Origin of the sequence: Flectobacillus roseus (assembly GCF_030056595.1) — a bacterium.
Taxonomy (GTDB): domain Bacteria; phylum Bacteroidota; class Bacteroidia; order Cytophagales; family Spirosomataceae; genus Flectobacillus; species Flectobacillus roseus.
This window is the reverse complement of the sequence record NZ_JASHIF010000007.1, coordinates 254,962-279,098: the sequence shown is the minus strand read 5'-3', so window position 1 is coordinate 279,098 and position 24,137 is coordinate 254,962. Positions and strand designations below refer to the sequence as shown.

Annotated in this window: 15 protein-coding genes; 7 read left to right on the top strand and 8 right to left on the bottom strand. The window is 37.7% G+C overall.

Going from position 1 to position 24,137, the window contains the following annotated elements; genetic code table 11:
• Positions 1 to 739: 739 nt before the first annotated feature.
• Positions 740 to 3,319, bottom strand: a complete 2,580-nt coding sequence (locus tag QM524_RS08220) for a TonB-dependent receptor domain-containing protein (protein ID WP_283344185.1) — start codon at positions 3,317 to 3,319, stop codon at positions 740 to 742.
• A gap of 356 nt (positions 3,320 to 3,675) precedes the next feature.
• Between QM524_RS08220 and QM524_RS08215 the strand changes: the two genes are divergently transcribed.
• From QM524_RS08215 to QM524_RS08205, 3 genes are all read left to right on the top strand, one after another.
• Positions 3,676 to 4,713 carry a sensor histidine kinase gene (locus tag QM524_RS08215; RefSeq protein ID WP_095160245.1) on the top strand — a complete coding sequence of 346 codons (1,038 nt, stop codon included), beginning with the start codon at positions 3,676 to 3,678 and terminating at the stop codon, positions 4,711 to 4,713.
• Entirely contained in the window at positions 4,710 to 5,474 is a 765-nt protein-coding gene (locus tag QM524_RS08210) for a LytR/AlgR family response regulator transcription factor (protein ID WP_283344184.1), read from the top strand. Before QM524_RS08215 ends, QM524_RS08210 begins: the two co-directional genes overlap by 4 nt.
• 167 nt (positions 5,475 to 5,641) lie before the next feature.
• Entirely contained in the window at positions 5,642 to 6,979 is a 1,338-nt protein-coding gene (locus QM524_RS08205) for a DEAD/DEAH box helicase (protein WP_283344183.1), read from the top strand.
• A gap of 93 nt (positions 6,980 to 7,072) precedes the next feature.
• Here QM524_RS08205 and QM524_RS08200 read toward each other — a convergent pair whose 3' ends face one another.
• Positions 7,073 to 8,002, bottom strand: coding sequence for a DUF4249 domain-containing protein (locus QM524_RS08200; RefSeq protein WP_283344182.1), 930 nt, complete (start codon positions 8,000 to 8,002; stop codon positions 7,073 to 7,075).
• A gap of 69 nt (positions 8,003 to 8,071) precedes the next feature.
• The gene (locus QM524_RS08195; RefSeq protein WP_283344181.1) at positions 8,072 to 10,450 is read right to left on the bottom strand and encodes a TonB-dependent receptor; all 2,379 of its coding nucleotides are present in this window, start codon (positions 10,448 to 10,450) and stop codon (positions 8,072 to 8,074) included.
• 551 nt (positions 10,451 to 11,001) lie between these two features.
• Between QM524_RS08195 and QM524_RS08190 the strand changes: the two genes are divergently transcribed.
• From QM524_RS08190 to QM524_RS08175, 4 genes are all read left to right on the top strand, one after another.
• On the top strand, positions 11,002 to 11,208 hold the full coding sequence (locus tag QM524_RS08190; RefSeq protein WP_095160250.1) for a helix-turn-helix transcriptional regulator: 207 nt from the start codon (positions 11,002 to 11,004) through the stop codon (positions 11,206 to 11,208).
• Positions 11,209 to 11,290: 82 nt separating this feature from the next.
• Entirely contained in the window at positions 11,291 to 13,192 is a 1,902-nt protein-coding gene (gene nagB, locus QM524_RS08185; RefSeq protein WP_166579063.1) for a glucosamine-6-phosphate deaminase, read from the top strand.
• 306 nt (positions 13,193 to 13,498) lie between these two features.
• Entirely contained in the window at positions 13,499 to 14,416 is a 918-nt protein-coding gene (locus QM524_RS08180) for a family 43 glycosylhydrolase (RefSeq protein ID WP_283344180.1), read from the top strand.
• A gap of 794 nt (positions 14,417 to 15,210) precedes the next feature.
• On the top strand, positions 15,211 to 17,670 hold the full coding sequence (locus QM524_RS08175) for a YfhO family protein (protein WP_283344179.1): 2,460 nt from the start codon (positions 15,211 to 15,213) through the stop codon (positions 17,668 to 17,670).
• Positions 17,671 to 17,833: 163 nt separating this feature from the next.
• Here the strand turns inward: QM524_RS08175 and argH are convergent, their stop codons facing one another.
• The 5 genes from argH to QM524_RS08150 all read right to left on the bottom strand — a co-directional run bounded on the left by argH (position 17,834) and on the right by QM524_RS08150 (position 23,899).
• The gene (gene argH, locus QM524_RS08170) at positions 17,834 to 19,171 is read right to left on the bottom strand and encodes an argininosuccinate lyase (RefSeq protein ID WP_095160254.1); all 1,338 of its coding nucleotides are present in this window, start codon (positions 19,169 to 19,171) and stop codon (positions 17,834 to 17,836) included.
• A 384-nt stretch (positions 19,172 to 19,555) separates the two neighbouring features.
• Positions 19,556 to 20,629, bottom strand: a complete 1,074-nt coding sequence (locus QM524_RS08165; RefSeq protein ID WP_283344178.1) for a M20 family metallo-hydrolase — start codon at positions 20,627 to 20,629, stop codon at positions 19,556 to 19,558.
• 314 nt (positions 20,630 to 20,943) lie between these two features.
• On the bottom strand, positions 20,944 to 21,912 hold the full coding sequence (locus QM524_RS08160; RefSeq protein WP_283344177.1) for an ADP-ribosylglycohydrolase family protein: 969 nt from the start codon (positions 21,910 to 21,912) through the stop codon (positions 20,944 to 20,946).
• A gap of 56 nt (positions 21,913 to 21,968) precedes the next feature.
• The gene (gene argB, locus QM524_RS08155) at positions 21,969 to 22,751 is read right to left on the bottom strand and encodes an acetylglutamate kinase (protein ID WP_166579060.1); all 783 of its coding nucleotides are present in this window, start codon (positions 22,749 to 22,751) and stop codon (positions 21,969 to 21,971) included.
• A gap of 173 nt (positions 22,752 to 22,924) precedes the next feature.
• Positions 22,925 to 23,899 (bottom strand): N-acetylornithine carbamoyltransferase, encoded by a 975-nt coding sequence (locus QM524_RS08150; protein WP_095160257.1) that lies wholly within the window; start codon positions 23,897 to 23,899, stop codon positions 22,925 to 22,927.
• Between the last annotated feature and the right edge of the window lie 238 nt (positions 23,900 to 24,137).

Sequence of the window (24,137 nt, the reverse complement as noted above, 5' to 3'; positions counted from 1 at the left end):
ACTACCCTTGAAAATTTTAAGAGATACAAATTCTAAATGAAATGAAGCTAAAAATCTGCTAAAAATTGTGATTAATAATTCTATAAATGAATCTTGAGAGTGAAACAGAATTAATGGGATTTAGAGGAAATTCTTTATATAATTTGAAGTCTTGTAATTAATTGTTGAAGTTGTTTAAACTTTTTTTAAACATATTTTTTAGATTAATTCTTCGTCTTACTTTTTAACTAGGCGTTCCCGCCTTGATACAAAAAGTAACCGCAGCGGCGGCCGCAAAAAAATCAAGAATTTATAATCGGAGTGGCGTACCACCTCGCTTCGCTCAAACAGTATAAATTCATTGCTGACGCAAGCAATTTTACGAAAGTTTAAACAGCTTCGCTATTAACTAAAAGTACGTCAATCGTTTGGTCGATGAAAATGATATGATAAAGAAAAGGCTCGTCTCGAATAGGACGAGCCTTTCTAGATTATTATCCAAAAAACACAATTATATAGATTGTGTGCCCTAGATAAGAGGATCAGAAAACTCGTAGTTTGTCTTTCCTGGGGTTATATCGTTGCTTGAAGCTATGGCTTCAATAATACAATCGAAGTTCATTTGCTCAAAGGTGAAAGAATCTGAAAATAGTCCAAAATGCTTTTGCCTTTAATTGATTCTTTTCCAGAGAACAATGTTGGAATTAAATCGGTTGCAAATTTACTAATAAAGAATAATATTACCGAATTATACTCAAAATTATCTTGGGCGATTTCCACTATTTCCACCACTTGCAGGAGCAGCTTGTCCGCCACCACTGTTATCGCCACCTCCATCGCCTTTTACGTCATCATTACTAACCGATTTGGTTTTTTTAGGGCTAGAGAAGCTCATTTTGCCAATTTTATAACTGAATGTTAATTTAACGCTCGAGTTATATATTTTATTTTCACTGGTCTGCTTAAAAGTTTCTGAATTCAAATTCGTCGCCATAACAAAGCCATTCGTCATGAAATTTTCGGCTGCTATCCCAATACTTCCTTTCTGGTTTGGCAAATCTTTTTTGATACCCAGCGAGTACATTCTAAATCCACTTTGTGAACCTTGTAATTGAATCTGTGGTCCACGGAAAAATCCAAATCCTTGTATTCCCCATCCGTTTGTCAAAGACAACGAGGTCATGATACGTCCACTCACTACAAATCCTGAATTGCTTGTTGTGTATGAAGTTCCACTTAAGCTCTGTGCCTGCCCTTCAAGGTAGGTATGCAATAAGTCAACTCCGCCATTCAAACTCCATTTTGGTGTGATAAATATATTGGCGAATACATTGGCACCATAATTTTGTTGCTTACCGATATTTTGATACGTCGTAATCAAAGCTCCAGACAAAGTATCTGATAATACTCTGATTTGCGAAATCGAATTATTGGTTTGACGAGCAAATACTGAGGCATTGATATACGTCTTATTAATATTGGTACTTGCGCCTAATTCAAAGTTATCAGTCAATTCAGGACTTAGGTTGGGGTTACCAATTCTAATATCTTGCGGGTTAGCTGCATTAAAGTTAGGGTTCAATTGCTGTAACCCTGGGCGCTGAATACGACGATTGTAAGCAGCTTTTAAAGTAGTCCCAGCAAAGGTTTTTGAAACATTGATACTTGGTACTAAGTTGCTATAATCTGGTATCGAAATGGTACTCTTTGCATCGTTTGCAGTAATACTAGTGTATTCGTAACGGCTACCTACTTTGAAGGTATATTTGTTATTTGTCGTATAGGTATAAGACAGATAACCTGCTGCTACATTTTGCTGATAATTCAACAAACCTGCTGGACGAGTTGCGTCGTTATAATATATAGAAGAGTTGCCAGTTGCAGCTAAATACTCATAATTACTATTTACTTGTCTAAAAATTCCTTTAACGCCGAATTCTAGTAATTGATTCTTAGTCAATGGAGTAGTATAGTCTGTCTGTACTGTAAACTCTTTATTGGTATTCAAGTTGATGTTTTTCTGACGTGAAAGAATATTGTTGCCAGTTCCTAGTAAATCAGATGTAAAATTGTTGGTCAAATTGTTCTGGCTATACTGCGTCGAAATAGACCATTCTTGCTGTGGCTTGAAGGTATGCAGATAGTCAATGTTTAAGTCAACCGAGTTGGATAAGTCCTGAGAATTGATGCCTCTCAACGAAGTACTTTTTAGAGCTTCATCTGCGAAAATTGAGGTTGCTTGTGTTTGATCACGTTTGAAGTTTCTAACCCCAAAACGAGCACTTGCCGATAGAGACTGATTTTTGGCTAAATCGTAATCAAAACCTAAAGTATATTGTCCAAACAAACCATTGTCTTGCGCATCAGTGTTTTGTTTTGTCGTAATCGTAGAGCCTCCTTGTAAAGTAGATTGTGTCAAAGTACCTGAAGCAGGGTTATAAAATGCACGTCCAAAACCACTCAAGCTAACGCCTAGCTTTCCTTTACGGTAGTTGCCATTCAAGCCTAAGTTGGACGAACGGTTACCTACACCAGAATCCACATTGAGTGTAAGACCTTCTAATGTTGTTTTCTTAGTAATGATATTGATAATACCTCCCGAACCTTCAGCATCATATTTGGCAGATGGTGATGTAATTACTTCAACGGTTTTAATCATATCGGCAGGGATTTGCTTCAAGGCATCAGCCACACTACTTGCCATAATTGTTGAAGGTTTGTTATTAATCAAAACTCTGATATTCGAGCTACCTCTCAACGATACGTTACCGTCCAAATCCACGGTAAGCATAGGTACCTTTTTCAATACATCCGACGCATCGCCACCTTTCGAGGTCAAATCTTTTTCAGCATTGAAAACCAAGCGGTCGACTTTTTCTTCGATAAGTGCTTTTTGACCTGTTACGGTTACTTCCTGAAGCATTTTCATTTGAGGATTCAATTTGATAACGCCCAAATCTAGGTCATCACCTTTTTTGAGTTTGATATCATCAATGGTTTTATTGATGAAACCAACAAATGAAATTTGAATTTTGTAATCGCCAGGTGCCAAGCCTTTCATGGTAAACTTACCTTTGTCATCGGCAACTGCCCCATCTATAATTTTGTTGGTAGCTTTGTTGAAAAGCGCAATGTTGGCAAATTCTACAGCTTGTGTCGCAGCCGAGTCAATCACATATCCTGTGATTTTGGCATTGCCTTTCGGTGCAGGATTTGCTACAGCGTTATTTTCGTTTGCAGTACGCTGGCGACCTTGTCCTTCAGCGCCTGCTCCTGGAAATTGCGCTTGTGCCAACTGGATGGTTATGACAAACGCTAGGAAAGTGAATAATGATTTCATATTTTGAGAGATTATAAATCTTAAGTGCCTTTGTGTTGTTTGATGGAACAAAACAAATACAAAAAATTGGACTAATTTTTTGTATTATACCTTTCCGACAATCGACTCGACAACTCGGGAGATTACTCGATTTTGCCGAATGATGGAGAAAATAGGGGGGATTATCTGTCACAAAAGTCAAATGGTAGAATAAAAGGGCTTGTTTAAAGGGATTATATGCCGAATCTTTTAACTTTCTGTCGAGATTTGAAAATAAAGATAATACGAGCGTAAAGGTGAAGTTTTAAAAATGATTCTTTTCCCAGCCTTAGTGGCTCAAGTCGATTGATTAGGTACCAAAACTATACTTCATTATAATGAATCCTCCGAAAAAACAACGAATACTATATATACACATAGCCTTCTGGTGCGTGTATTTTTCCTTCTTTTATTATCAGTACACCTATCCCAAACATGGGCAAGAACCAGATTTGCTCAAAGCATTTGTTGATGCTGGTTTCCAAGCTATTTGTATAGCCGCTATGGCCTATTTCAATTACTTTGTCTTATTGCCAAAGTTTCTAGCGAATAAGAAGTGGAGTTCCTACTTTGCGAGTATCATACTTCCACTTTTGCTTTCTGTCGAGATATTGGTACATGGTAAACGTTGGATTGTAGATGGGTATCGTCATGAGGCTTGGTTTTTGTATACCGACCGATTTTGGGTAAGTTCAACGCTTTCGACGTTGTTTATATGTGCATTTGTAAGCTTATTAAAATTTGTGGAAGATTGGTTTGAGTTAGAGGCTAAAAAGAAGGAAATCGAGAATGAAGGCTTGATGGCAGAGTTACGATTTTTGAAGGCCCAAATCAATCCTCATTTCTTATTCAATACGCTTAATAATTTATACTATTTAGCATTTACAAATTCTCCGAATACTACCGAGGTAATTGCTAAGTTATCGCAAATGATGCGCTACATGATTTATGATTCGAACCACACAAAGGTGCCCTTGTCGAAAGAAATAGAGTACATGCAGAATTACATCAGTTTGGAAGAGCTACGGTTGAATAATGAGATACCCATTCGGCTAGAGGTTAAAGGTGAAACTACTGGTGTAATGATTGTGCCACTTATTTTGATTACTTTTTTGGAAAATGCTTTCAAACATGGCGTGAGTAATAATGTGTCTGATTCATTTGTGTACGCAGTAGTAGAGCTCACAAATCAGACTTGTACTTATACTGTAGAAAATCCCAAAATTCCGAAAAATACTAATAATGAAGAAAAGTCAGGGATAGGATTACAAAATGTGAGACGCCGTTTGGAATTAAGCTATCCGAATCAACATGAACTAATCATTGAGGATACCCCAACTCATTATCGTGTACATTTAACCCTCAATTTGGCATGAATATCACCTGCATGATTGTTGAAGATGAGCCATTAGCACGCAATCTTTTGACAGAATACGTTAAAAAAATCCCCTATTTAAACCTATTGAAAGCTTGCTCAAATCCCTTGGATGCGATTGAGTTTTTGAGAGAAAACTCCGTAGATGTATTGTTTTTGGATGTGCAAATGCCCGAAATTACAGGTATTACTCTGCTCAAAATTTTACAAAAAAAGCCATTGGTAATTCTTACTACGGCCTATTCTGAATATGCCTTAGAAGGATATGAGCTTGATGTCATGGATTACTTACTTAAGCCTATCACTTTTGAACGTTTTTTGAAATCTGTCGAAAAAGCGAGCCAGCGATTAGGAGGTAACGAAAACTCTAATGTTTCGATTCCTACTACAGTTGAGCGAATTATTCATGAAAAAGTACCTGTCATGGATCATAGCCCAGCTTATATTTTTGTGAAAGATGGTACAAAATTGGTCAAAATCAGACTCAACGAAATCCTTTATGTGGAGGGCTTGAAGGATTATGTGACTATTTTTACCAAAACCCAAAAGGTGGTAACCTTACAGCGTTTGAAAACTTTGGAGGAACAACTGCCCGAACAGAAATTTATTCGAATCCATAATTCCTATATCGTGTCGTTGGATGCCATTGATGCTATTCATAAAGAAAAAGTATTGATAGGACAGACCTATTTGCCTATTAGTGATACCTATCGCCGAGCTTTTAAAGAGTTTATCGATAAAAATCAGTTAGGAGAGATGTAAGGTTAATATTTGAAGATTTGAAAATTTGAAAATGAGTCATGTACTGTGACAATTTTTCAAATCTTTTTCATTCTCCAACCTGAAAATTGCCTGATGCTACAGTTTCCTTCCAATATATTTTCAGGTCTATCAAGTCACTTCTCCTCATTTGCTTGTACTTTTGTATTATGCAATTAGATGATAAAATTCAATCGCTGTTAAACAATTTAGAAATTGAACAGCTCAATCAAATCCAAGAGGATTCTTTCCGTAGTATTCAGAATCGACCTGATACCCTGTTACTTGCGCCTACGGGTTCGGGTAAAACGCTTGCCTTTTTATTACCCATTTTTACCAAATTAAAACCAGAGGAAAAACGAGTACAATGTTTGATCTTGGCGCCTTCGCGTGAGCTAGCTTTACAAATCGAGCAGGTTTGGCGCAAAATGAGCACAGGTTTCAAAGTGAATATCTGTTATGGTGGTCACAACATGGCAGTCGAAATTCAGAACTTGAGCGAGCCTCCTGCCGTGTTGATTGGTACGCCTGGGCGTATTGCTGACCATATCACTCGTAAAACATTTGATTTGTCGGGTATTCAGACGCTAGTTTTGGATGAGTTTGACAAATCATTGAGTTTAGGTTTTCATGACCAAATGGAGTTTATCTATGGTCATTTGCGTAAACTCAAAACAAGAGTTTTGGTATCGGCTACTTCTAAAATTAAGATTCCTGAATTTACGAAAATTACGCAACCTTGGGTGCTGAATTTTACGAGAGATGAGGACGAAAAACCAGATTTGAAATTATACAAAGTTATTTCAGAGTCAAAAGACAAAATAGATCGCCTATTCGAATTGATTTGTCATTTGGGTTCTGAGCCAAGTATTATTTTCTGTAATCATCGTGAAACAACCATGCGAACTTCCGATTTGCTTTGGCAAATGGGGATTGAAAATGCCTTTTTTCATGGAGGAATGGACCAGCTTGATAGAGAAAAAGCGTTGATTCGTTTCAGAAATGGAAGTGTGAAGTTTTTAGTAGCTTCTGATTTGGCAGCACGTGGTTTGGATATTCCATTTGTGAAGCATGTAATCCATTATCATTTGCCACTCAAAAATGAAGATTTTGTGCATCGCAACGGACGTACCGCTCGTATGAATGCAGAAGGGTTTGCTTACTTACTTTTGCACAGAAATGAGCACCAACCAGAGTATTTGAACCAAGAAATAGAAGAATTTATTTTCCCTGAAAATACTACTCCTCCCGCGTTTTCTGAATTTACAACCTTGTATATCAATGGTGGTAAAAAAGATAAATTAAGCAAAGGGGATGTATTAGGTTTTTTGGCTAAAAAAGGTAATCTACAAAAAGATGATATTGGCGTAATTGAACTCAAAGATTTTATGGCATTTGTAGCCGTAAAAAAGACTGTCGTAAATTCGCTCATCAAAGCCATTCAAAACGAAAAGCTGAAAGGCAAAAAGTATAAATACGGTATCGAGTCTGAGCAGAAGTTTTCTTAGGTACAGGTTCAAAGTAACAAAGGCAAAGAGGCACAAAGTGATTTATTTTAAACACTTTGTGCCTCTTTGCCTTTGTTACCGTTCACTTAACGTCTATCTCAACCCTTTTTGAGCTTTTTTCGGATCTACAATGGTTTGAGAAAAACTTACCGCTGATGTTCCAAACCAGCCAATCGCCTTTTTGGAAGAAGCCGCATTGACATTGTTGACATTGGTGGGAATATTGGCTGAAGGTCTAGCAAATAAGCCACCGTTATTTACTTCAAGTCTAGCTTGTGTCCAAAAGTCAAAATGTCCTTCAGTAATTGAACGTAGCTCAACTTTAATCGTGTCGCCTGCTAAGTAGAGTTGTGGAGAAATCGTCGAGCGTACAGGTAAGCTAAAGATTAATCCATCTGCGGCACCACTACTTTTCTGGATTGCAGCATCATAAGCAATAGCTACAGTATTGCTCATTTCGAGCATCTTTCCATTTTTATAAGCTATAATTCTGTAACAGTCGCCAATACCTGTAAAATCACGTGCATAAAATTGTGCGTCATATCCTTCCTTGGGATATCCTTTGTCGTCGTCTCTTTGGTTTAATCGAGCTTCGTCAAATTGATAGGCAATTGAATCAATTTTAGGAACTCTTTTTAGCTCTGAAACTGCCTGATAGGTTTCTCCATTTGCTGTGATTTTGAGCGTGTAAGTTTTTCCAACCTGACCAATTTTGGGTACTGCAGTAGTTGGAGTCCAAACATACTTGCCATCTCCTTTGAGATCGTTGAACGTGAAAATTTTTCCATCACTATCAGTCACGGTAACCGACGCTCCCAAAACAGGTTTGACAGTAGCATTGGTGAAATAATCTTGTGATTGCGTAAGCGTAATGACTTGACTAGTAGATACATCGGTTACATTTCCGTCGACCACTAACATCGACGGAGCATTGGTAATACCTTGTAAATCAATGACATCTTCACAGCTTGTTAGGCTTAAAGTACCAAGTGCAATCAAAGTATTTAAAATATATTTTTTCATGATTTAAGTACAAGTTAAATTCTTTAAACATCATTTTTACCTTTTCCAATTTGGATTAAAGTATCATGATTAAAACTTAAAGTTATATGTTACAGCAGGAACGAAAGAACCGATAATCGACAATTGAACTGCTTCCGTTTGCGCAGGGTTATTTTCGTTTGGACGAGTATAAATCGAGAATGGATTACGACGATTATAGAGATTATAAACCGAGAATACCCACTCAGACTCGCCTTTTCCAAATAGCGCTTTCTTGTTTTTCTTGGTAGCCGAAACGTCTAAACGGTGGTATGCTGGAACTCTGAAATTACCACGTGTACCTGCTGGAATATATGGATAAACTTGTCCCTCAACCACAAACTGTTGCTCAGGTAAGGTGTATGGTACACCTGTGATATAGGCGAAGTTTGCTCCGAATGACCATTTTTTGTTGATTTCGTACTGAGCCAACATATTCAACGTATGAGTACGGTCATAACGACTGAAGTACCAATTTCCATTGTTAAGCGCATCTATTTTCTTCTCCGAACGTTGTAGCGTATAGCTAACCCAACCTGTCAACTTACCACGATTTTTCTTTACAAACAACTCAAGACCATATGCGCGACCTTTTCCAAACAATAAATCCTTTTCGAAATATGGGTTTAAAAACAAATTGGCGCGGTCTGCATAGTCAATTTGATTCTGCATTTCTTTGTAAAAAACCTCCGCTGATGCTTCGTACATATTATCGCCAAAGTTTTGGAAATAGCCCAATGCTACTTGATCGGCTACTTGTGGTTTAATGTTATTCGTACTCGATGTCCATACGTCCAAAGGAGTAGAGGCCGCCGTGTTAGACATTAAGTGAACATATTGTGCCAAACGGTTGTAACTAGCTTTGATTGAGCTGTTGTCACCCGTGTTGTAGTTCATAGAGAAACGTGGCTCTAGATTTTGGTAGGTTTGAATCGTTTTACCCTTTGTATTTGGAATATATGTCAAATCATATCCTGAAGGGAAATCTGCACTTACACCTACATATTTTCTCTGATAATAAAAGTCTTCTTGGCTCGAATAGTCATATCTTGAAAAGCGCAAGCCATATTGTACCGAGAATTTTGGTGAAATTTTCCATTCATCACCCACATAAATAGAAGACTCAATACCATTTTTACGTTCTTGACCAAACGAACGAGCTTCTCCCTCTGAGGTTGCTGTAGCAGAGCCAGGTTTGAAACTGTAAGTTAATACCTGTCCTCCGAAAGTAAGGGTGTTATTAGGAGATATATAATACGTAAAATCTGGCTTAATACTTAAATTGGTAATATTCGAAGACCATTTAAAAGCATTATTCGGACGTTTATTCTTTAGGTCAGAATCCAGCGCATAGTCGTAGTTACTATAAAATGCCGTAGTATTCAAGAATAACTTATCGCTAAATACATGGTTCCAACGACCAGAAAGCGTACTGTTACCCCAGTTAAAACCAAAATCTTGTCCAAAAACATCACGACCAAAATAGCCTGAAAGGAATACCGTGTTTTTGTTATCGATATTGTAGTTAACCTTAGCCGTTAAGTCATAAAAGTTAAAACTCGAACCAGCATTGTTTCCTGTGAGGAAAGGTTTTGCTAAAATGTCGATATAAGAACGACGAGCCGCCACAATAAAAGAAGCTTTATCTTTCACAATGGGAGCTTCAATAGACAAACGGCTAAAAATTACACCAATACCACCGTTGATTTCTAATTTTTTAGCATTACCTTCTTTCATTTTTACATCCAGAATAGATGATGCACGACCACCATATTGTGCAGGAACGCCCCCTTTGATGAGTTTTACGTCTTTTACTGCGTCGGGATTAAATACTGAGAAGAAACCAAATAAGTGAGATGAATTATAAACAGGTGCATCGTCGAGGAGGATAAGGTTTTGGTCGACACCGCCCCCACGCACATTGAAGCCCGAAGCCCCTTCGCCGACTGTTGTAACGCCTGGCAAAAATTGAATCGCACGCACTAAGTCTACTTCACCCAAAAGAGCAGGAATTTTCTTAATGGTTTTCATTTCGACTTTGTTAACCGACATTTCCATCGATTTTACATTATCGTCTTCTCTTTTTGCTTTTACAACAACTTCTTCTAGTTCTTGTCCATCCTCTTGTAGTTCAAGATTAAGGCTTACGCTTTGTTCAGTGAGTTTAATTTCACGGATACTCTTACGATAACCGACTGAGCTTACCACTAAAGTATAGTTTCCTTTTGGCACTGTGAGTGAGTAAAAACCATACGTATTGGTGGTAGTACCCGTCATAAGTTCTTTTACAAAAACAGATGCGCCGATAAGACCTTCTCCGTTTTTAGTGTCCTTGATATAACCGCTAACGGTTAATTTTTGATTTTGTGCCTGTAGGCAAAGAGGAAATAATAAGAGGACTACCCAAATGTTTCTTAAAAATGCATTCATGGATAAGTGTTTAAGTGATTGATTGTAAAAAGAAAGTAACATAAAAAACGGTGGAAAGTTTTTATGCTCAACTCAATAAAAGTGTGATTTATGGTTCAAAATTATACTAAAATGTATTGATTTTAATAGAATAACTACCAAAAAGTAATTTTGTTTTCTGTTTTATAATTTTTTTTCAAATAATAATTTTTGACCCGTCTCTATTTTTGACAAGCTTAAAACGCTATGCCCCTATAGAAACTGTATTAATATGTATATTTTCCAAAAACATAATATTGAAATGATTTTGTAGGTAAAATATTGCCGATTTCTGTTTTTGAAAATTCTACTCTTAACAGTAAAGTACTTTAAAACTGTATTTTTGAAAAATCACAAGAAAAATATTACTGATAAAAAAAGTGCTAAAGTGGCTTTAATAGAGATATTTGAGGGATTTGTAAAAAATATTTAAAAAATTTTATCAATTCGGCAATATAATACTTATTAAAATTTTTTATTTAATATTTTGTTTCTATATTTGTCATGAAATAAGTAATATATTATCAAGTAATATGAACTTCGAACAATTAGGCCATATAATTAGGGAGAGACGTAACGAACTTTCCTATAGTCAAGAAGTGCTGAGCGATAAGAGCGATGTTGCTATCAAGACCATTCATTCAATTGAACTTGGCAAAGCCAACCCATCGCTTAAGACCCTCGATAAGGTACTTGGTGTATTAGGACTGGAGCTAATTGTAGTAAGCAAAAAAGATTAAGAAGAACTATTCCCAATTTTCATATAAAAATATTTAAGTACGAAAACCAATCACGGCATTAAGTCGTGCATCATAAACAACTATGGAACAGGCCATCAGCTACGAACGTATCCCTACAAAAATTTACGCAAACTCAGACGAAGCTTCTCGCTCAGTCGCGCTAGAAATTGCTTCTATCATCCGTCAAAAAGCTGGTGAAGGCAAGCCTGCTGTTTTAGGATTGGCCACAGGGTCGTCTCCTAAAAAAGTGTATAAAGAGCTAATCCGTATGCACAAAGAGGAGGGCTTGAGTTTTCAAAATGTAGTTACATACAACCTTGACGAATACTATCCGATGGAGCCAGATGCGGTACAAAGTTACGTACGCTTCATGCGCGAACAGTTGTTCGATCACGTAGATATTCCTTCGGGTAACTGGCATTTACCAGATGGTACATTGCCTTTAGAAAAGGTTGCTGATTTTTGCCATGATTACGAAGAGCAAATTGAACGCTATGGTGGATTGGACTTTCAGTTGTTGGGTATTGGTCGTAATGGTCACATTGGTTTCAACGAGCCTGGTTCATTGGTGAACTCAAAAACTCGTTTGATGACCCTTGATCTTACTACCCGTATCGATGCTGCTGGTGATTTTGGTGGTTTGGCTAAAGTTTCTAAAAAAGCTATTACCATGGGTATCAACAAGATTATGGAAGCGAAGCGCGTAATTTTGTTGGCTTGGGGTGAACACAAAGCCGAAAACGTAGCGCGTGCGGTAGAAGGTTCGGTATCTGCTGATGTACCAGCATCTTATTTGCAACATCATACCAATGCAGCTTTCGTATTAGATAATTCGGCTGCCTCTCAATTGACTCGTATTCGTACGCCATGGATGGTCGATGCAGTAACATGGGATCGTCCGATGGTGAAAAAGGCTGTTACTCACCTTGCTTTACAGGTAGGTAAACCAGTATTGAAGTTGACAAACTCAGATTATAACGAAAATGGTTTATCTGATTTGTTAGCACTGTATGGTCAGGCTTATGATATTAACATCGAAGTATTCAACTATTTACAACATACTATTACAGGTTGGCCAGGTGGTAAGCCAAACGCTGATGACTCTAACCGTCCTGAGCGCGCTTATCCAGCCAAGAAACGTGTAATTATTTTCTCTCCTCACCCAGACGATGATATTATTTCAATGGGTGGTACCTTCCAACGTTTGCATGACCAAGGTCACGACGTACACGTAGCCTACCAAACATCAGGTAACATTGCTGTTGCGGACGACGAAGCGCTTCGTTTTGCTGAATTTGTGGTTGACTTCAACGAGAAATTTGAAGCAAACAATCCAAAAGCAAACCGCATCTATCGTGAAGCGGTAAAATTCTTGAAGAATAAGAAAGATTCGGAAGTAGATACTTCTGAGGTACGTTATATCAAAGGTTTGATTCGTAGAGGAGAAGCTAAAAATACTTGTCGCTACGTGGGTATTCCAAAAGAAAATGTACATTTCTTGGATATGCCATTTTACGAAACAGGTAAAGTTCAGAAAAACCCAATTGGCGAAGCTGACGTTCAAATTGTAATGGATTTGATTGAAGAAGTAAAACCTCATCAAATCTATGCAGCAGGTGACTTAGCTGACCCACATGGTACTCACAAAGTATGTTTGGATGCTATCATGGATGCTGTAACTCGTTTGAAACACCGCGAATACATGAATAGCTGTTGGGTATGGTTGTACAAAGGAGCTTGGCAAGAGTGGGACATCGACCAAATTGAAATGGCTGTTCCAATGTCACCAGACCAAGTATTGAAGAAACGTTATGGTATCTTCAAACACCAATCACAAAAAGATGGGGTACCATTCCAAGGAACAGACTCACGCGAATTCTGGCAAAGAGCTGAAGACCGTAACGCAAGTACAGCAGACTTGTACAACAAGTTAGGTCTAGCAGAATATGAAGCAATGGAAGCTTTCGTACGTTGGAAATTCTAATTAGAAAAAGCTTGGCGCTAGCGCCAAGCTTTATAAGTTATTACAGGATGTTAAAATAGAAGATTTTTCAGAGAAAAATTAAACATTGGCACATCCGAATTTGGAAAAAGGAATTGATTATAGTGTTTGATTATCAGGCCTTGCGCCTGTGAATTTAGCCGTCGAACTTTGTTTGACGGCTACTTTGTTTTTAGAAGAGTTGAAAAATCAATGAATCATCTGAGTATATCTGAATTTAAAAAAGCTCTTGTTCTTGGGTGTTTATTCACCAATTTTCAGAAACTATCAATTCTATTTTTAATCTTCATGAAAAAAATCCTATTTACTTTATTGACTTGTTGTGGCATGAGTCCAATATTTGCTCAACAAAAAGCTCCTTCACCTGCACTGCCTGGCGCTTTTGCCGATCCGCACGTAGCTGTTTTTAATGGCAAATATTATATCTACCCAACTACCGATGGATTTGAAGGCTGGTCATCTGACTATTTTACGGTATGGTCTTCAAAAGATATGAAGAAATGGAAAAAAGAAGGAACAATTCTTGATTTCAAAAAGGATCTTACTTGGGCAAAGGAGCGTGCTTGGGCACCAGCGATTGCTTTTAAAAACAATAAATATTACTTCTATTTTTCGGCAGATACCAACATTGGTGTAGCAGTAGCCGACAAGCCAACAGGGCCTTTTAAGGATGCATTGGGCAAACCTTTGATTACAAAAGGACAATATCAAGCGCAGATTATTGACCCAATGGTCTTTGTAGATGACGATGGACAAGCCTATATTTATTTCGGACAAGGAAGATGTTATATTGCAAAGTTGAACCCAGATATGATTTCGATTAATGAAGCATCAATCGTTTCTTACAAGCCTGAAGGTTATAACGAAGGTTCTTTTTTGATTAAACGAAAAGGAAAATACTACTTGATGTGGTCAGAATACGACACCCGTGACCCACGTTATTCGGTAGCTTATGGTGTTTCGGATTCGCCAATGGGACCGTTTGTGAAAGCTCAAAATAATCCAATTCTAAAAGGGCATGATGAGGTAAAAGGCGCTGGTCATCACTCAGTAGTACAAGTGCCAGGCAAGGACGAATGGTACATTGTTTATCACCGTTTTATTATTCCGAATGGTAATGGATATAACAGAGAAACTTGTATTTCTCCAATGCGTTTTGATGCTGATGGAAATATCTTGCCTGTTGAGGTTTACGAGAAAAAGTAAAAATACAGACGAGTGCTGTGGACTTTGAGCTATTGCTAATTGAGTGATTAGTTTAATTGTAGAGACGCAATGTTTTGCGTCTTTAGCAAAGCCATATTTAGCAGAATAGTATCAAAAAAGCGGTCGGAAATTGTTTTCCGACCGCTTTTTTGATAAAAATGGGAGACTTATCCTAATCTCGACATTCGGGATGAATCTTATGTATATTTTAGTACCTGCAAGCCGAAGGTACAAGGCAAAGATTTTTAACATTTTTTGACTAACTACAGATATGTTTTTGCCGAAAGCCCATTGCTGAAAGTCGAAAGCACATTCTTTAGCATATAGCTTAAGGCCTAAAGCCTATTGCAAATAACACACCTTATTTAAAAAATCCTTTTGCTATCAGGTAGGGAATAATCAACCAAAGAAGCCCTTTGATTAGGAAAAAAAGAAAACCTGCTAGACCCAATTTTTTGAGCCAAGATTGAAATTTATTGGGATTTTGAGGTGATTGATTCATTTTGTATGGGTAATTTCTTTAATAGATTTGGGCACTTTGGTTACATGGCTGATTAATACACCTTTTTTAAGCCTTATGAGAGAAACGATTTTTGAGACTATTTAATTTCCTAGCTTGTAAATTCTAATTCTCTTTCTTATTTCACCTCAAGCTAACTCCACAACGCAAAATACTGAAAAAAGGGTCAATTATTCCTACTTTGGCATAAATTTGGCGCAAGTATTTCTAGTTTATTAGTACACTATGCATTGACCAATATTACAATTTCAACTCATTTATTTTCAATCCGCTGATGGCAAAATCTAAAACTTCTAAAACTAAAATTCAATCTGTAACCGAGCCCAAAGATGCGCCTAGAATTAGGTCCGAAGTCATTTCAATTTTTGACAAAATATCTGTTTGGCAAGGGTTTGGTTTACTTTGGGGCTGCGTGCTTCTGATTTCGGTTATTCTTTTCAAGGACTATCTTTTTCACAAAAAATACTTTTTGTTTCTCGACCTTGGCGCCGACTCTATCAATATTATTTATACCAACTTGATGCATTATGCCGATTATATCAAGTCTGAAGGTATGCCTGCATGGTCGTTTAAGGCTGGGATGGGACAAAATATCAATCCATTTTGGCTAGACCCAATTGCTACTGGTGTTTTGTTTTTATTTGGAAAAGAGAACATGGCAGGTAGTTTGGTGTTGGTAGTAGTGATAGAGATCTTTTTAGCTGCTACTTTCTTTTATGCTTTTTTACAAAGTCTTCATTTACATAAGTTTGCTTCAACAATAGGTGCGTTGAGCTATGCTTTTTGTGGCTATTTGATTGTTTGTAGTACATGGGATTTAAACAAATATCCAACCGAAGTATATCAAGCAGCGTTCTTACTTTTTGCGCTGGAACAATGGATTGGGAAAAGCAAATGGTACTTTTTCCCTTTGAGTATCGCCCTGATTGCCATTCATCAACCTTTTTATTTGTATTTGTACGGTGTTTTGATTTTGATATATACCCTGGTTCGCCATTTTGAAGATGCTTCAAAACCTGTATCTCAATTACTGATACAACTGCTCGGTTTGGTAGGATTTGGTATTTTGGGCTTAGCTTTGGCTGGTTTTATTTTACCGAGTAATATTTATCAAATTATCGAAAGTCCACGTGTGGCTGGTGGCGTATCTTATTTTGATACCCTTTCGGCGGCTTCGCCATTCGATATGTCAGATGGCGTACAGACGGCCTCTGCATTTCTACGCTTTTTCTCAAATGACCTTTTGGGTACAGGCTCGGATTATCGAGGATGGCAAAACTACATGGAAGCACCTGTTTTATACTGTGGCATTTTGACGCTAGTGGCTGCACCGCAGGCATTTGCCTTAGCCAATCGCCGACAGACAATTATTTATGGTGCTATCACCTTCGCTTGTTTTCTGATACTGACTTTTCCCTATTTTCGATATGCCTTCTGGTTGTTTTCGGGTGATTACTATCGTACAGCAGGCTTTTTTATTGTAATATTCCTATTGTTTTTGGCGTATCGTAGTATTTCCCAAATTGTACAAAAATCAGAAATTAATCTTGTGGTGTTAGTGGCAACTTTGGTGGTATTACTCTTTGTGTTGTATGCTCCGTATGAAATACCAAAAGAAAATATAAATAGTCGTTTACGTACTTTGGTGAGCTTTTTTGTGGTATTACAAGCTGGTATTTTGTATTTATTGAGTCGTCCTTCTCTAAAAAATATGGCTCAAATTGGGGCTTTAGTATTGGTCATTGCAGAAATACTGTTTTTGGATAATCCAGCACTTAATCGCCGTAATGCTGCTTCGGTCTCCGAGTATAAAGATAAAAGCTCGTTGTTTGAAGATGCTACCAATGAAGCTGTAGCTCGTCTCAAAAAATCAGATACCTCTTTTTACCGAATAGATAAAGATTACGCCTCAAGTCCTGCGATTTTTGCGGGGCTGAATGATGCCAAGCTACAAGATTACTATGGGACTTCGTGTTATTCTTCGTTCAACCAAGTTAATTATGTACGCTTTTTGTTAGGCATGGGTTTAGTGAAAAAGGGTGATGAATTTAGCACAAGATGGGTAAATGGATTAGGAGGAAACACCTTGCTGGAAAGTGTAAATGCAGTGAAATATGTCCTGATTAAAAATCCAACAATGGATTTGCGTCCGCAAGGCTTTACACCAGTTGACACAGTAGGAGAGGTGAAGGTATTGAAAAATAATAATGCTTTGCCTTTGGCTTTTACCTATAACCAATATGCCGACGAAAAGACATTTGAACAACTTTCGCCATTTGCCAGACAAAAAGTATTATTACATGCTTGTGTTTTGAGTCAAGAAAAAGGTAAGGAATTAGGCTTGTCGCTTTACCAACAAGCAGATACAACGAGTACGCTGAATGGGGTAGAATATAATGATGCGATTGTTGCCAGAAAAGCTAATCCTTTTGCCATGACTCAATTTTCGGATAATCATATCGAAGGAAATATCAAGTTACAAACGCCACAGTTGTTGTATTGGAGTATTCCGTTTGACATTGGCTGGAAAGCTTTGGTAGATGGGAAAGAGCAGAAAATCGAGAAAGTGAGCTTTGGTTTTATAGGTATTCCATTATCAGCAGGAAATCACCAAATATCGCTTCAGTATGAGGCACCTTATGTGAGTATGGGTACAAAAGTAGCCCTAGTAGCTTGGTTGCTGTATATTGCAGGTGTAGTTTTCTTTTTGATAAAACAAAGAAGACTTATTTAGTGATTTGTGGTTGAGTGATTATTTTAATAGATAAAAGAAGGTATTAAATTAATAATATATCTCTGACTCACTTTGGTAGTATATACCAATAACTGATATACGGTTAACTATTAACTTCTTTAAAATAATCACTCAATCACAAATCGCTAAATCACTAAATGATTTAAGCGAGTAAATCTGCTATTGCTTTTTCTACTTTTTCAAAGCCAAATTTTTGTTTTACCTCTTCCATCATCGCAGTGATTTCTGCTGTACAAAGGTTGCCTATACTTCCTTCGTGTGAGTGTTGTAAATTGCGATTTGGGCTGTATTCCCCTGAGTTGATTTCGTTTCCGATAATTTTGTAAGCTTCTCTAAAAGGCACACCTTGCAGTACCAATTCGTTGACTCTTTCTACCGAAAATAATAAATCATACTTTGAATCGTCCAAGATACCTTCTTTTACCTGAATACCTGACAACATAAAATGTGTCATATCCAAGCAACTCAAAATTTCGTCAAAAGCAGGCATTAATACTTCTTTCAAAATCTGCATCTCACGGTGGTATCCAGAAGGCAAGTTGCTCATTACGAGCATAATATCATTTGGTAATCCTTTCAGTCTATTGGTTTTTCCACGAAGCAATTCTGCCACATCAGGGTTTTTCTTATGAGGCATAATTGAACTACCTGTTGTCATTTCATCTGGTAGTTTGATAAAACCAAAATTCTGAGAATTGTACAAACAAATATCCATTGCCAAACGAGATAACGTAGAGGCAATTTGAGCGATAGCTGTTACTGCAAAAAGCTCAGTTTTTCCTCTCGACATTTGAGCATATACCACATTGTAATGTAAATGATTAAAGCCCAACAATTGCGTTGTCATGGTACGGTTTAATGGAAACGAAGAACCATATCCTGCGCCCGAACCAAGTGGATTTTTATTGGCTAATTGATAGGCAGTTTGCAACATTTCCATGTCGTCAACCAAACCTTCGGCATATGCGCCAAACCACAAACCAAATGACGATGGCATGGCAATTTGCAAGTGTGTATAGCCTGGCAACAAAACACTTTTGAAGCGCTCACTAAGTTCTGTCAACAAGTCGAATAAACGAAAAGTTGATTCTGCTAACTCTTGCAAACGTGCTCTTGTGAAAAGCTTCAAATCGACCAAAACTTGGTCATTGCGAGAACGACCAGAGTGGATTTTCTTCCCAGCTTCACCCAATTGACGAGTAAGCATCAATTCTACTTGCGAGTGAACATCCTCGATACCCTCTTCGATGACAAATTCACCGTTTTGGATACCTTGATAAATATTTTTCAATTCAGATTGTACCTGAGCCAACTCATCAGCTTCGAGCAAGCCAATGCTTTCGAGCATACGTGTATGTGCCAAAGAGCCCAATACATCGAATTCAGCTAATAATAGGTCAAACTCTGGGTCACGACCTACGGTAAATTTTTCTATTTTCTCGTTAACAGAAGTATTATCTTTTTGCCAAAGCTTACTCATTTTTAATCTTGAGTTTTAAGTGTTGGAATGGGGATGAGTTAGTTAGTGAATGGTGAATGAGTGAATTGTGAATTTTAAATTGAAAAATTCTACTCACAATTATTAGGAAGCCTTATGGGTTTAATTTTGATATTAATACAATTTTGGCATCCATTGGGCTAAACAATAACCAATTAGGCTAATTCACAATTCACAATCAGAACTGTACGAAGGATTCTAAAACTGTCTATTTCGGATATCGGATGTTGGATTTCGGAATTATAATCTTTTATGTTTTGTAAAAAATAGAGGTATTTTACTTTATTTCCGAAATCAGAAATCCCAAATCCGCAATTATTGAAAATCCTTCGTACAGCATTCATTCACAATTCATTCATTCACTAATTATATAATAGTTTGTTTCAACATTTTGATGTACAAATCAATTCCTTCTTCTATTTCAGAAAGGTAAATAAATTCGTCTGCTGTGTGTGAACGCTCCGAATGTCCTGGTCCTAGTTTTAGAGATTGACAAGACAAAACTGCTTGGTCTGAAGTAGTTGGCGAACCGTAGGTTTCACGACCTAATGCCAATCCTGCTTGAACGATTGGATGTTCTTTTGCAATAGAGGAAGGCTTCAATCGAATAGAGCGAGGGTTAGCCTCTGATTCAATATTTTGACGAATGGTTTCTAATATTTCCTCTAAAGTATATTGTTCCGTTACACGACAGTCAATGGTAAAAGTACAGCTATCTGGCACTACATTATGTTGCTTACCTGCATTGATGACCGTTACCGACATTTTGATAGGACCAAGTACTGGAGAAACTTTCGGAAACCGATAGTTTTTAATCCACTCAATATCTTTGATTGCTTTATAAATAGCATTGTCACCTTCTTCACGAGCTGCATGTCCAGCTTTTCCGTGTGCAATACAATCTACAACCATCAAACCTTTTTCGGCAATTGCCAAATGCATTTGTGTAGGTTCGCCAACGATAGCAAAATCTATTTCTGGCAAGTCATTGTCCTTGAGTAACAATTCCAAACCATTTATTCCAGAAATCTCTTCTTCGGCCGACGCTACAAACAATACATTATATTTTAGGTCATTACGATGATAAAAGTAACAAAAGGTTGCCAAAAGACTTACCAAACAACCACCTGCATCATTGCTACCCAAACCAAACAATTTCCCTTCCTGAACTACTGGCTCAAAAGGGTCAAGCGTCCACTTAGGATTAGGCTTTACAGTATCATGATGGGAATTGAGTAATACGGTAGGAAGTTCGGGATTAAAATGCTGATTTCGTGCCCACAGGTTATTGATTTTTCTTCTAAAAGGGATATTTCTTTCTCTGAAAAACTCTTCAAGAATATCACCTGTTTTGTCCTCTTCACGACTAAATGACTGCGTAGCAATCAATTGTTTTAACAACCCAATAGCATCTTGGGTTAATTGTTCTTGTAGGGTCATTGGAATCAGCCCGTTTGAGATAAAAAATAAAAATATTAGGTCGAAATTATCATGAACACTTTTGTTAAGCAAACATCCAACAAAAGAATTCAAAAATGCATCGACTTTTGAGGTAACAAGCCTGTCAATATTTGCTTATTAAGTAAGATTGCATGATTGGGCATTGAGCTGTCAGGTAACGGCTTTCGGCGGTGGGCTTTGGAAAAAGCATGGCTGTGTTTATTAAAAAACATCTTAACACTCTTTGCCTTGTGCCTAAACAAATAACTCAAATCTTATTCTACACGATTACTTACTATGTTAAAATGTTGTATTTATCGATCAAATTTTACCGAGAATCTAGTAGCTAAATCTTCAATCTTATCTTTTTGTGCGAGTTGTTCTATCCAATCACTCGGAATTTGCTCAAAGCCATAATAAAAGCCTGCTATTCCACCTGTTACACTTCCGATAGTATCGGTATCATCCCCCAAATTTACACCTTTTAATACCGCCGATTTGAAATCATCAGTTGTCAAAAATGCCCAAAGCGAAGCCTCCAAAGTATGCAAGATATAACCAGAAGAAAAGATTTCGCTTTCGTCAGTTTTAGAAATATCGTCAAAGAGAAGTCTGCTATACAATTCTAATTCAGCGGGTTTTACTTGTACCGACAACAAGTAATCTCTTACTGTATTTTGCGTAAGGCTATATGCTTCATGTTTCTCTTTGCCTTTCATTAAGTTGAGCAAATACTCCGTAGCAAAAAAACAGCCTATCAAAGTGCGTGTGTGCCCGTGCGTAATACCCGACACCATTTTGATGATGCTACAGCGCTCTTCAATAGATTTATTTTGGGTGTAATAAACAATAGGTAGTGTACGCATCAATGAGCCATTTCCATTCGAATACTCATCACATTCACCAGAGTTGAGAGGTGAGACTCCTTTAAGCAAACGGTCGATAGCATTACGCGTGGCAATACCTACATCAAAAAATGCCCCATGTGCGGTCCAATAGCCATTATCGTACCAGTCACAAAACTTTTTGGCTAGACCATCTAAGTCAAAACCTTCAACTAGTTGTTCTGCTAAACAAAAAGATAAAGAGGTATCGTCTGACCAAGTACCTGCGGGTTGGTGATGGGTCCCATAAGCACGCATATCCACTACTGGATGAGCTTTAAGATGCTTACGACTCATAAATTCGACAGGGACACCAAGGGAGTCGCCAATAGCAATGCCAAAAAGTAGACCTTTGCTTTTCATAGAAATAAAATGAATAATAATGTAGTATTGAGCCATCGGGTTTATGCCATCAGATATCTAATTGCACAAAGCCGATGAATCAACGCCAAAATTTATATTGTTAGCTTTGTCCCTGCGTTACCTTCACTGACAGCGGCTAGGACTTCTTTTGCATGGCAGATAGTTACCTGTTTTACGCCTTCGCCTAGTGCTTTGAAAGCATTATCTAGTTTAGGAATCATTCCTTTATTGATAGCGCCAGAAGCCTTATATGCGGCATAAGCCTCTGGTTGTAATTGTGGAATTACGGAATCATCATCGTCAGGATTCGAAAGTACGCCTTTTTTCTCAAAACAATATACCAAGTTTACCTCAAATTCTTGAGACATGGCCGTTGCTACAGCTTGTGCTTGTGTGTCGGCATTAGTGTTAAGCATATTGCCATCAAGGTCATACGTCAAAGGAGCAAACACGGGTGTAAGTCCTTGCGAAATCATTCCTGCAATTTGACCAGCATCTACTCGTTCAATATCGCCTACAAAACCGTAATCTATTTCTTTTACAGGACGTTTTTTAGAAAGAATAACCCCACCGTCAGCACCTGTTAAGCCGATGGCATTAGTACCAAACTTTTGAAGTTGGGCTACGAGGTTTTTGTTTACCAAACCACCATACACCATTGTTACCACGTTGAGCATAGATTGGTCGGTAATACGACGACCTTCCACCATTACTGTTTCGATCCCTAATTTTTCAGCAATTTGCGTAGCGATTTTACCACCACCATGAACCAAAATTTTAGGACCAGCGATTTGAGCAAAATCAGACAAAAATTGACTACATAATGTTGGGTTATCGATTACATTACCCCCAATTTTCACAACAGTGAGCTTCATAAAGATTATTTTGATTTGGTTAAACAGAAATGTTGCCTTCGCCTTTTGGCGAGATAGCGCTATTAAACAACAAATGTACAGACCGTAAGACCTGTACATTCGAAAATATGATAGATTGATGGAGTAGTGGAAGAGTGGGCGAAAATGATTATCACTCATTCACTCAATCACCATTAGAATAAGTACGGGCTTTCTTCTCGAATAATACTCAGGAGCATTTGTTTGATAACAACCTGTGCTGACCATACACGATTACCTGCTTGCTGTACAACCACCGAATTGGGTGAATCTAATACGGCGTCTTCAACTACCACGTTGCGACGAACTGGCAAGCAGTGCATAAATTTGGCATTGTTTGTCAAGTTCATTTTGTCCATAGTTACCATCCATGATGGGTCTTGGTTTAGAATTTGACCATATTGAGAATAAGATGACCAGTTTTTAGCATAAATAAAATCTGCATCTTTAAAAGCTTCTTCTTGATTGTAAGTTACTTTGGCATTACCCACAAATTCAGGAGCTAGTTCGTAGCCCTCAGGGTGAGTAATTACAAAATCTACATCAGCGGCATTCATCCACTCAGCAAACGAGTTTGGTACTGCTTGAGGAAGCGCTTTTACATGAGGTGCCCATGTCAAAACCACTTTTGGACGAGGTTTTGTCTTTAGCTCTTCGATGGTAATCAAGTCTGCTAAAGATTGCAATGGGTGACGAGTAGCAGATTCTAAGCTCAAAATCGGACGACCAGTGTGTTTTACAAACTGATTCATCACGTTTTCAGAATAATCTTCTTCACGGTCAACCAAGCCAGGAAAACTACGAATACCAACAATATCACAATACTGACCTACTACGGGTGCAGCTTCTTTGATGTGCTCAGCTTTGTTGCCATTCATAATTGCACCATCTTCAAACTCCAACCCCCAGCTATCTTGTCCGACATTCATTACGATTAGTTCCAACCCTAAGTTTTGAGCGGCACGTTGTGTACTTAAGCGTGTTCGCAAACTTGAGTTAAAAAACAAGAGACCCATGGTCCTGTTTTTGCCCAAATGCTTGTCAGCATAAGGTGTTTTTTTATATAAAAGGGCTTCTTTAACTAGAGCCTGAACATCAACAGCATCTTTAACTGAAAGGAAGTTTCTCATTTTTTAAATATCCGATAGCAGTTCGTTGCAAGTTTTAAATGGAACAATTGATTGAAAGATAATTCTTCGACATTGCGATTGTCTTGAATTCAAGCTACAAAGTTATTCCTAAATATGAGAATCACGTTAGGATTTTTGTAAAACTCCTTGATTTTAATGGCTTATTGTCATTTTTAAAGGATTTTTTTGCAGAAATACGAAAAAGCAGTTGGAGGAGGGGCAAAAAATTTGGCGAACT

Excerpts from the sequence above, each read along its gene's own strand:
- QM524_RS08160 (WP_283344177.1), bottom strand. The coding sequence starts at position 21,912 with ATGGCTCAATACTACATTATTATTCATTTTATTTCTATGAAAAGCAAA.
- nagB (WP_166579063.1), top strand. The coding sequence starts at position 11,291 with ATGGAACAGGCCATCAGCTACGAACGTATCCCTACAAAAATTTACGCA.
- QM524_RS08220 (WP_283344185.1), bottom strand. The coding sequence starts at position 3,319 with ATGAAATCATTATTCACTTTCCTAGCGTTTGTCATAACCATCCAGTTG.
- QM524_RS08210 (WP_283344184.1), top strand. The coding sequence starts at position 4,710 with ATGAATATCACCTGCATGATTGTTGAAGATGAGCCATTAGCACGCAAT.
- QM524_RS08200 (WP_283344182.1), bottom strand. The coding sequence starts at position 8,002 with ATGAAAAAATATATTTTAAATACTTTGATTGCACTTGGTACTTTAAGC.
- QM524_RS08205 (WP_283344183.1), top strand. The coding sequence starts at position 5,642 with ATGCAATTAGATGATAAAATTCAATCGCTGTTAAACAATTTAGAAATT.
- QM524_RS08195 (WP_283344181.1), bottom strand. The coding sequence starts at position 10,450 with ATGAATGCATTTTTAAGAAACATTTGGGTAGTCCTCTTATTATTTCCT.
- QM524_RS08165 (WP_283344178.1), bottom strand. The coding sequence starts at position 20,629 with ATGACCCTACAAGAACAATTAACCCAAGATGCTATTGGGTTGTTAAAA.
- argH (WP_095160254.1), bottom strand. The coding sequence starts at position 19,171 with ATGAGTAAGCTTTGGCAAAAAGATAATACTTCTGTTAACGAGAAAATA.
- QM524_RS08180 (WP_283344180.1), top strand. The coding sequence starts at position 13,499 with ATGAAAAAAATCCTATTTACTTTATTGACTTGTTGTGGCATGAGTCCA.
- QM524_RS08150 (WP_095160257.1), bottom strand. The coding sequence starts at position 23,899 with ATGAGAAACTTCCTTTCAGTTAAAGATGCTGTTGATGTTCAGGCTCTA.
- argB (WP_166579060.1), bottom strand. The coding sequence starts at position 22,751 with ATGAAGCTCACTGTTGTGAAAATTGGGGGTAATGTAATCGATAACCCA.
- QM524_RS08215 (WP_095160245.1), top strand. The coding sequence starts at position 3,676 with ATGAATCCTCCGAAAAAACAACGAATACTATATATACACATAGCCTTC.
- QM524_RS08190 (WP_095160250.1), top strand. The coding sequence starts at position 11,002 with ATGAACTTCGAACAATTAGGCCATATAATTAGGGAGAGACGTAACGAA.
- QM524_RS08175 (WP_283344179.1), top strand. The coding sequence starts at position 15,211 with ATGGCAAAATCTAAAACTTCTAAAACTAAAATTCAATCTGTAACCGAG.